This window comes from Nonomuraea longispora (assembly GCF_004348345.1).
GTDB lineage: Bacteria > Actinomycetota > Actinomycetes > Streptosporangiales > Streptosporangiaceae > Nonomuraea > Nonomuraea longispora.
Map to the genome: position 1 here is coordinate 1 of NZ_SMJZ01000420.1, position 1,600 is coordinate 1,600.

2 protein-coding genes and 1 pseudogene are annotated in these 1,600 nt (G+C 74.3%); 1 reads left to right on the plus strand and 2 read right to left on the minus strand.

The features are described from left to right. Window positions 1-289 (minus strand): annotated as a pseudogene (locus E1267_RS43670) (hypothetical protein); the annotation flags it as partial. Window positions 290-427: 138 nt separating this feature from the next. Between E1267_RS43670 and E1267_RS43675 the strand changes: the two are divergent. Then, a complete protein-coding gene (locus E1267_RS43675) occupies window positions 428-1,288 on the plus strand; it encodes an alpha/beta fold hydrolase (RefSeq protein WP_132342178.1) in 861 nt (286 codons plus the stop codon). A 37-nt stretch (window positions 1,289-1,325) separates the two neighbouring features. Here E1267_RS43675 and E1267_RS43680 read toward each other — a convergent pair. Continuing rightward, window positions 1,326-1,600, minus strand: a 275-nt coding sequence (locus E1267_RS43680) for an MFS transporter (RefSeq protein WP_246064754.1), incomplete at its 5' end; no start/stop codon positions are given.

Here is a 1,600-nt window from a genome sequence, read left to right on the forward strand (position 1 = left end):
CCCCCACGGCGGCGACCGCCCTGCACGCCCCGTGCAGCCACAGCACCACCAGGTACGGCAGACGCCTCGTGAACCGGATCCGTCCCGCCAGCAGGATCGCCATGATCACCACCCCGGACGCCACGTTTCCCCATTGGGCCAGCGCCACCTCGCCAGGCCCGTACGCGTCGTAGCTGTTCGGGGACACCTGTGGCCCACCGGTGACGCCCAGCCTGCCCTCCAGGGCGTAGACCACCTTCGACGCCACGTACAGACCGGTCCATGCGATGCCCGCCATCACGATTCTCATGGCATCGACTCTGCCGAGGCGCCCGCCGCCGGGGCTCCCCCGTCAGGGGGATGATCCTCCCCCTGCGGAGCCGTTCCCCGCTGCGCCAATGGCGAACGGCCGCGCTCCCCCGCCCCGTCCTGCGTTAGTGTCCGCTGCATGGTGAAGGCCGGCGAGGTCGGGATCGCCTGGGAAGAAGCCGGTCCCGAAGAGCCCGTGGGCACCGTGGTGCTGCTGCACGCGGCGGTGGCCGACATGCGCATGTGGGACCACCAGTTCGCGGCGCTGTCACGTCGCCACCGCGTGGTCCGCTACGACATGCGCGGCCACGGCCGGTCCGGCGACGCCGACGACGAGGTCTGCCACCACGAGGACCTGCTCGCCCTCATGGACGCCGCGCGGATCGAGCGGGCGGCCCTGATCGGCTCGTCCATGGGCGGCGCGTACGCCGTGGAGGCCGCGCTCGCCGCCCCTTCGCGGATCGCCGCGCTCGTCCTGATCGGCTCCGGGCTGACCGGTCACCAGTGGCCGCGGGAGATGCTCGACCAGGCCCGCGAGCGCGTTCACAGCTCGGTGCCGGCCGACCGGCTGGCCCGCTACCGCGCAGGCACCGCGGATCGCGTCGATCCGGCCGACGTGCGCGCGATGGCCAAGGCCCACACGCTGTGGCAGGTCGCGGGCCCCGGCCGTGGCCGCGACGCCCTCTCCGACGAGGTGTGGGCGGCGGCGGTGGAGATGTGCCGGCTGGTGTTCGAACGGTCGTGGTCCGGCCCCCGGCCGGCCGAGCGCGAGCTCGATCCGCCCGCGACCACCCGCCTGACCGAGATCGCCGCGCCGACCCTGGTGATCAACGGCCTGTCGGACGTGCCCGGCATCCAGGAGGTGTCCGGCCTGCTCGCCGCGGGCATCCCCGGCGCCCGCCGGCTCGACCTGCAGGACACGGGTCATCTGCCCCCGCTGGAGCGGCCCGCGGAGGTGAGCGCGGCTCTGGTGACGTTCCTCTCCGAGGTCTTCGCCTGACGCCCGTGCACTCACCCACGGCGTCAGCGTCTCCTCCTCACCGGCGACCCCGGCCGGATCCAGCGCTTCGCCGCGGAGACCGCACCCACCCCACCAGGACGGCCGCCGCGACGGCCAGTACGCCGAACGCGGCCCGCCACCCGAACGCCCCGGCCAGCGCCGCACCCGCCGGGATGCCCGCGCACAACGCCACCGTGATGCCCGCGGAGACGATCGCGATCGCCCGCCCCCGCCGCTCGGCCGACACCATCCGCGCCGCGTAGCCGACCAGCATCGCCCACAGGATCCCGCCCATCGTCCCGGCCAGCACCC

Coding starts and splice junctions, on each gene's coding strand:
- E1267_RS43675 (WP_132342178.1), top strand. CDS start 428: ATGGTGAAGGCCGGCGAGGTCGGGATCGCCTGGGAAGAAGCCGGTCCC.